This is a genomic window from Exiguobacterium sp. UBA3491 (assembly GCF_002377745.1).
Lineage (GTDB): Bacteria > Bacillota > Bacilli > Exiguobacteriales > Exiguobacteriaceae > Exiguobacterium_A.
This window is the reverse complement of record NZ_DFQK01000025.1, coordinates 1-7262: the sequence shown is the minus strand read 5'-3', so window position 1 is coordinate 7262 and position 7262 is coordinate 1. Positions and strand designations below refer to the sequence as shown.

8 protein-coding genes are annotated in these 7262 nt (G+C 48.2%); 5 read left to right on the top strand and 3 right to left on the bottom strand.

The genetic code is table 11. The annotated features are described in order from the left end of the window. Positions 1 to 160: 160 nt before the first annotated feature. Together B4F99_RS09315 and B4F99_RS09310 are read right to left on the bottom strand one after the other, a co-directional pair. Positions 161 to 943, bottom strand: a complete 783-nt coding sequence (locus tag B4F99_RS09315; protein ID WP_214856184.1) for a nucleotidyltransferase domain-containing protein — start codon at positions 941 to 943, stop codon at positions 161 to 163. A 104-nt stretch (positions 944 to 1047) separates the two neighbouring features. Then, complete coding sequence (locus tag B4F99_RS09310; protein ID WP_058265500.1) at positions 1048 to 1398, bottom strand: winged helix-turn-helix transcriptional regulator; 351 nt, start codon at positions 1396 to 1398, stop codon at positions 1048 to 1050. Between the two features lie 121 nt (positions 1399 to 1519). On the opposite strand from B4F99_RS09310, the gene B4F99_RS09305 reads away from it, so the two are divergent. Beyond that, complete coding sequence (locus B4F99_RS09305) at positions 1520 to 2368, top strand: VOC family protein (RefSeq protein WP_290757225.1); 849 nt, start codon at positions 1520 to 1522, stop codon at positions 2366 to 2368. A gap of 48 nt (positions 2369 to 2416) precedes the next feature. On the opposite strand, the gene B4F99_RS09300 is transcribed toward B4F99_RS09305, so the two are convergent. Then, positions 2417 to 3202: an NUDIX domain-containing protein gene (locus tag B4F99_RS09300; protein WP_290757222.1), complete on the bottom strand. Its 786-nt coding sequence runs from the start codon at positions 3200 to 3202 to the stop codon at positions 2417 to 2419. A 272-nt stretch (positions 3203 to 3474) separates the two neighbouring features. Between B4F99_RS09300 and B4F99_RS09295 the strand changes: the two genes are divergently transcribed. From B4F99_RS09295 to B4F99_RS09280, 4 genes are all read left to right on the top strand, one after another. Beyond that, positions 3475 to 4056, top strand: a complete 582-nt coding sequence (locus B4F99_RS09295) for a DedA family protein (RefSeq protein ID WP_290757219.1) — start codon at positions 3475 to 3477, stop codon at positions 4054 to 4056. A 279-nt stretch (positions 4057 to 4335) separates the two neighbouring features. After that, positions 4336 to 5706, top strand: coding sequence for a PepSY-associated TM helix domain-containing protein (locus B4F99_RS09290; RefSeq protein WP_290757216.1), 1371 nt, complete (start codon positions 4336 to 4338; stop codon positions 5704 to 5706). Further along, positions 5703 to 6146, top strand: coding sequence for a hypothetical protein (locus B4F99_RS09285; RefSeq protein WP_290757213.1), 444 nt, complete (start codon positions 5703 to 5705; stop codon positions 6144 to 6146). Before B4F99_RS09290 ends, B4F99_RS09285 begins: the two co-directional genes overlap by 4 nt. Before the next feature lie 286 nt (positions 6147 to 6432). Further along, positions 6433 to 7262: RNA-guided endonuclease TnpB family protein (locus tag B4F99_RS09280; RefSeq protein ID WP_290757211.1), on the top strand; the 830-nt coding region annotated here is incomplete at its 3' end.

Here is a 7262-nt window from a genome sequence, read left to right as displayed (position 1 = left end):
GAAAGCGGGTCTTGTTTGTCTCTCACAGCGCATAAATGCGCTTTTCCTGTAGGAGTGGCGTGAAACGCGTCATTCTTTTTGTTACGAGATAAGGGTGGCAGATCATCATTCTGCCACCCTTATCTTTGTGGAAACTGATTTTTGAGTCAGCCCCTTCTTGTTACCGTCCTGATTGTTGGATCGAGAGTTCAGGCGTTAATCGATCGAGTAAAGCAAGCGTCTCCGGATGAGCGGCAAGCGTCTGGTCGAGTGCGTTCCGTTCAGTCTCTAGACACGCTAGATAACGTTGAGCCGCTTCAGCGTGCGTTGCGGGTGTCAAAACGTCATAGATTGCTTCAAGCGCAAAGCGTGGATGGTCTGGCAATGTCGTCGGAATCGTCTTTAATCCGAGTTGCGCTCGTTCAGGAACATGATGATGGAGTAATACTTTTGCGAACTTGATCAAGGCGCTACGGAGCATCTCGACTGCCCATAAGTCATTTCCCCGTGCTGCTGCTTTTTTATATTGGAACAAGAACCAGACAGCATCGATTGCTTCATCGGTCGCTTCTTGAGCAGAAAGCGTTAAGTCACATGTATCGGTAAAGTCCGTCAACTGTTCTTGTGGATCATACAAGACACGCAATTGATCCTTATGATTCAGCGAATCGAGCGTCACCGTAAACAAATCAATATGTAGCAGATCATCATAGACGACGATCATTTGTGGGGCGATGATATCAATCTCATCTTTCCAGATGATTGAACGATAGGCAGAAAGGTGGGACAAACGACGCGATAAGAATTTTGTTTGACGTTCTTCTGAGACGAGACAGTACAGATCGATGTCTGAATGAACATCTTCTTCTCCCCGCCCGAAGGATCCTTTCAAGAAGATGGCTTCGACTGCAGGATCTTGTTTGAGTCGAGCAACGAGTTGCTCGATCGCATGAAGTTGATGCATGAGGACTCATTCCTTTCCGAAAAACAGAAGTCTATTACGTCAGTATACGTGATAATAGACAGGTTTTTCCATGAAAAATAAGAAATCGCATCGAAATGGATTTCTCATTGAGAAGCGGAAGCGAGTTTTTCTTTCTGTTCAAGATGAAGGACATGTTGTTCCCCCCATGCATTGATGGCGTCAAGAACTGGAATGAGTGTCCGACCATAATCCGTCAGTGAGTATTCGACGCGGGGTGGGACTTCTTGATAAATCTCGCGATGGACGATATCGTTCAGTTCGAGTTCACGCAGTTGAGCCGTCAGCATCTTTTGCGTAATGTTCGGCAATTGTCGTTTCAATTCACTGAAGCGAAGCGTTCCGTGTGTGATTAAGACGAGTAAAATCGACGGCTTCCATTTTCCGGTCAAGATTTCGAGCGCTGTTTCGACCCGACAGCTTGGTGTCTCTTCCATCAGTCTTCCTCCTTCATGGTATCGTTTAGGATACTATACCACTTATTCGTGCCTACTTCCGCTTCGATCGCTTCCGCGTAATAATAGGGGTACGAGCTATTTCATTGAAGGAGGAAACACCATGTCGATTCATCCACAAATCACACTCGGTCCCGTTCGCTTGCGAATCACGGACCTCGATCGTTCGATTTCATTTTATACAACGTCACTCGGATTACGCGTGCTGACGCAAACCGATCAGTTGACGGTGCTTGGTGCACAAGATACACCACTCGTTGAACTTGAAGTCCACCCGAATGCCCGCCGTTTCCCACCGAACTCGGTCGCCGGGTTATACCATTTTGCGATTTTGCTACCGAACCGAAAAGAACTCGGCTTCGTTATCCGGAATTTGATCGAACAAGGAATCGAGATTGGTCAAGGTGACCATCTCGTCAGTGAAGCGTTTTATCTGTCGGATCCAGACGGGAACGGGATCGAAATTTATGCCGATCGTCCACGTGAGACCTGGACGTACGAAGCAAACGGAGACGTCAAGATGACGACGGATCCCGTCGATTGGCAAAGCATGCTCGTCGAAGCGGGAGAAGAAGACTGGTACGGCATGCCAAGAGATACGGTCATGGGACATGTCCATTTCCACGTCAAGACACTCGAAGCGGCGCGGGCCTTTTATGTCGACACGCTCGGCTTTGAGGTTGCGGCTGACGCTTCGCGGATGCGTGCGTTGTTCGTCGCTGCCGGCGGCTACCATCATCATATCGGTCTGAACGTCTGGTCGGGAGTCAACGCACCGACGAATCCGGAAGATGCGGTCGGACTTGTCTACTGGACGCTGCGTTATCCGGATCAAGCGACGCTTCAAGCAGCCATCGAGACATTAAAGTCTTCTGCTTATACCGTTACAGATCAAGCAGATGCTGTCTATGTTACCGATGATGCCGGAATCACTGCTCGATTGACAACGTAACCGAAAAAATCCCCTTGCGGCGAAAAATCTGCAAGGGGATTTTTTGTTTTATCGTGAAGATGATGTTGCATTGCCGTCATACCGGCTGATCAACTCATACGGTCTGACTTTATATAAGGCATGCGGGAAGTAGTGCGGATCCATCGCGTCAAGCGTCCGTAACTGGAAATGCTCCCGTTTGATGTATTCACTCAGCGAGTCACGTGTCAGCGGGAAGAAGCCGACATCCGTCGTTTCACCTTCTTGTGTCGCAAGTTCACCGCCAACCGCTTTTCCGCGGAAGCAGACACAAAGGACATGACTTGAGACATTTTGATAGATACCGGTAATCCCGTCAATCGTGACATCGACACCGGTCTCTTCTTTGACTTCCCGTTTGATCGCGTCAAGAATCGACTCGTGATTTTCGACTTGTCCACCCGGCATCTCATACGTATCACCCCGGTGGAGGTTGCGGACGAGCAAGACTTCATCGGCATCGTTCGTGATGTACGCGGTCACGCTGACGATCGCGCGAGGGGGAGCATACGTACCAGTCGACGTCATGAAATCTTCATAGGATTTGATATAGAGGTTTTTGCCGAGGCGCGCGCGCTTCTTCATCGCTTCGCGACGTAAGGCACTGTTGCGGACATCACGATCGACTTGTTCGTAATGTTCACGGTCGCGGTATTCCCAGATAGCGATGACTTCATCTTCTGCCTCCGTCACCCAGCGCCCAACAAGACGGGCACCATGACTGACTTGAAGCGGGTACAAATAGGTATGGAAAAACTCAGTGAATTCTTCTAGGCGTTCGGGACGAATCGTATAGGTCTTCCGGCGATGTAGCATGGAAATTCCTCCTATCAGATGAGCGTTCAGATGTACGCTACACCCCTTCTCGAATGGATGGAGGAAACCCTTTTTTCTCGATGTGGGAAAAGGATTTTTTATGAAAAGGGGCTGAATCCATTCATATGACGTAACAGGCTTTCCGAAATTGATGACGATTTATTTTGCTCAAAAAAGTACAGCTAAAGAAGAACTTAAGAAATGGATAGGGCTCAACTTCAGAAAAATCGGGGATACTGAAAATAGAGAGAAATAGAAAGTAGGGATACGTGATGGATATCATGGCACTCGTCCGCCTGGCTGGCGGAATCATGTTCACCCCATTGTCGGACGATGTCTTGATGATGAGTTTTGCAGCACTTCGATTACGAGAGGGGATGTACCCGGTCGTCATCTGGCTGACCGCTTGGCCGATCTCCTTCATCGCCTTTACGTGGTTTTATCTACTTGCTCGGTTCTTCCGTGAGATTCCGCTCGTCAAACGCTGGATGAAATCACGTTTCTTAGAACGAGCAGAAACGATCATTGAACGACGGGGATTATGGGCAATCGGACTATCGTTCTTCTTACCCGGCGTCAGACACCCGATTCATTATGTCGCCGGACTCCTCGGTTATCCGTTACCGCGCTATTTAGTAATGACATTCTTAGCAGCAGGCGTGTATACAGGACTCTGGACTTTTTTGATCGTCCGGATCGGAGAAGCCGTGACGTGGTCGGAGCTATGGAACTGGCTCCAGGTGAATCCAGGGATCGTCGGCTCTGTCGTGATCATTGTGATCGGTATTGCCGTCATCGGTATCGTGCATCATCGCCGTCAAAAGGATGCGGTAGAAGAGAGTTCTTCGATTTAAACGATAGGTACTACGTGAGCGAATCCATTGCTGGATTCGCTTTTTTGATGAAGTTTGATTTTATGAATATAGATAGTTTTTTGAAATAAGAAGTAACCTGCAAAAAAAGTGAAATCATTGTCAAAAAATGACGCACATCACTTCTTAAAAGCTACCTGATTTACACACTGGATTGGCAATTTATCGTCACAGGTAGTTATCTGAAACTGGATTGTAAACTCTTATACTAAGAGGTGTTCACAGAGTGGACATATTTAACTGGGGTCAAGGGGGATCACGATGAAAGAAGAACAACAAGCCAAAAGAAAGCGGCAGAGCTGGTATCAATCGATGTGGCGGTGGCATTTTTATGCAGGAATTATTTTTGCACCCATCTTTATTATTTTAGCTGTCACAGGATCGATTTATCTCTTTAAACCGCAAATTGAAGATGCCTTATATGGTGATATGATTTTCACACAAGAAACAGGTAAACCCGTCACGCTTGAGAAACAGATGGATGCGGTCAAGGATGCGTATCCGAAAGCGACGATCACGTCGATCGGTCAATTCGAAGACGCGGACCGGACGACACGGATGGGAATTCAAGTTGGGGAAAAAGCTGGATACGCCTATGTTGATCCGTACACAGCAGAAGTGACGGGACAACGGATGGGAGATGGACCTCTTGGCTTCATCAAGACGATTCACGGAGAACTGTTCGCGGGGAAAGTCGGGAACCTGCTTGTTGAACTGGCAGCTAGCTGGGCGATTATCTTATTGATCACAGGTACATATCTATTTTGGCCGCGTGGGGAACAAGGGAGCTTTAAACGCGTGTTTCTCCCTTCATTCAAGAAGTCGAAAGGATCACGTAACTTCTGGAAGGGACTGCATGGATCAGTTGCTGTCTGGTCAACGATTGGTCTTCTGATCATCATCGGTTCTGGACTAGCTTGGTCTGGTGTAGCAGGTGAATGGATCAACACGGCTGCGACGAAAACGAACTCGAACTTCCCGCAGTATGCATTTGGTCCAGATGAGACGATGCAATCGCAAATCGTCACGAAGGATATCGCACAAGATATTCCATGGGCAACACAAAACGATGTCGTCCCGACTTCTGGACCGGCAAAACCGATCTCGTTGTCAGTGACGGACATCGCAACACAAGCAAAACAACTTGGTATGGAGCGTCCTTACCAAATCAGCTTGCCACAAGGAGAACAAGGGGTTTACACACTCTCTTCCTTACATAGTGAGCCGCTGAAGGAAAAAACGATGAACGTCGATCAGTACTCAGGCAATGTCTTGTCGAACGTCACGTTTGCCGATTATGGCTTCATGGCAAAAGCCATCTCGATGGGAATCGGGTTCCACGAAGGACGTCTTTTCGGTCTATTGAATCAACTCGTTGGACTCGCACTATGTCTCGGTTTGATCTTCATCGTTGTTAGTTCGTTCGTTTTATGGTGGAAACGCCGGAATGGTGCGGGTCAATTATCGGCACCAAAACGTGCCGTCGACCAGCGTGTCAAACGAATCGTCGCACTGCTTATCGTCCTGATCAGTCTGACGATGCCACTCGCAGCGCTTTCCGTCTTTGCGATCTTGATTCTTGATTTCATTCTGTTCCGTCGCCGGACAGGGGAAGAGGAGGTGGCGGCATGAGACGAATCGTTACGACGGTCATAATCGGGAGTGCCGTGTTATTAGCGGGCTGTCAGTTCGAGACGAAAGCGGCTCCGGTCGCGATGAAAGTCGGATTGTATGCGCCGGAAAAAATGGAGGAACCTGCTAATACGACGGTGTCTGTCGAGATCGAACATCCTGATAATGTCGATGAAGTTCATGTTCAGGTGACACCATACGGCAGTGAGGAAACGGAAACATTCGAGACGACACATCGGAAAGGGCACTATGTCAGTAGTATCCCGTTCAAGCAGGCGGGGATCTATGTCGTCAACGGCATGGTGCACTCAGGTCAAGCCGTTTATACGCCAAAAACGCTCGTTCGCGTCGGCAAGGTATCTGACGCGGATTTCAAAGACGCACAAGCAAGTTTTCAGTCGAACGTGTCGACAAGTGGTGGACACGGACATCATCATTAATCATGTAAAGGTGAGCGAGCGATGAGCGATCTCACTTTCATGATGTCATATGAATATTTTAGAGAACCGAGGTAATGTCATGAATCAACCGCAAACGATGACGGAAGAGAAACAAGTCACGACGTCATCTAACAAAGTGTATCGGACGATTTGGCGGTGGCACTTTTATCTAAACTAGGCGAGAATACTCCCACTTCTAAACGATGAGGATGAAGCCTCAGTAAAAGTGCGAGATGAATCTCCAACCTCCCTTTCGGGTATATCATCTGGAAAGGAGGTACACATCATGTTGAAGCATCGTGCGTACAAGTTCAGACTATACCCGACGAAAGAGCAGAAAATCATGATTTCTAAGACGATCGGCTGTTCGCGCTTCGTCTTCAACTATTTCTTATCGAAGTGGGAAGAGACTTACAAAGAGACCGGAAAAGGGCTTTCTTACGGCTCTTGTTCGAAAGAACTTCCGTTGTTAAAACAAGAGTTTGACTGGTTGAAAGAAATTGATAGTACGTCCGTACAAACGAGCATCAAACATCTGGCAGATGCATATGACCGTTTCTTCAAGAAGCAGAACGAACGCCCACGCTTCAAGTCGAAGCGCAACCCTGTCCAATCCTATAAGACGAACATCCAAGGTAAGTCTCAACTTCCGGAAGTCTCGATTGTAGGCAACATGCTTAAACTCCCAAAGCTGAAGTGGGTCCGTTTCGCAAACTCGAAGCAGGTAGAAGGACGAATCTTGAACGCCACAATCCGACGTAACGCTTCAGGAAAATACTTCGTCTCCCTGCTCGTTGAACAGGACATCCATGAACTGCCGAAGACGGGTTCATCCATCGGCGTCGATGTCGGGTTGAAGAACTTTGCCATCCTGTCGGACGGCATGATCTACCAAAACGCCCGTTACTTCCGAACGCTGGAGAAAAAGCTGGCACGCGAGCAATGCAAGCTCTCTCGACGTCAGCGCATCGCCTTGGCTAAGAAAGTTAAGCTGTCCGAGGCAAGGAACTACCAGAAGCAGAAACGAAAGGTCGCCCGCATCCATGAAAAGATCGCCAACAAGCGCACCGACTTCCTGCACAAGGTATCCACCGAGATCGTCAAAAACCACGACGT

Coding starts and splice junctions, on each gene's coding strand:
- B4F99_RS09285 (WP_290757213.1), top strand. CDS start 5,703: ATGAGACGAATCGTTACGACGGTCATAATCGGGAGTGCCGTGTTATTA.
- B4F99_RS09305 (WP_290757225.1), top strand. CDS start 1,520: ATGTCGATTCATCCACAAATCACACTCGGTCCCGTTCGCTTGCGAATC.
- B4F99_RS09290 (WP_290757216.1), top strand. CDS start 4,336: ATGAAAGAAGAACAACAAGCCAAAAGAAAGCGGCAGAGCTGGTATCAA.
- B4F99_RS09295 (WP_290757219.1), top strand. CDS start 3,475: ATGGATATCATGGCACTCGTCCGCCTGGCTGGCGGAATCATGTTCACC.
- B4F99_RS09315 (WP_214856184.1), bottom strand. CDS start 943: ATGCATCAACTTCATGCGATCGAGCAACTCGTTGCTCGACTCAAACAA.
- B4F99_RS09310 (WP_058265500.1), bottom strand. CDS start 1,398: ATGGAAGAGACACCAAGCTGTCGGGTCGAAACAGCGCTCGAAATCTTG.
- B4F99_RS09300 (WP_290757222.1), bottom strand. CDS start 3,202: ATGCTACATCGCCGGAAGACCTATACGATTCGTCCCGAACGCCTAGAA.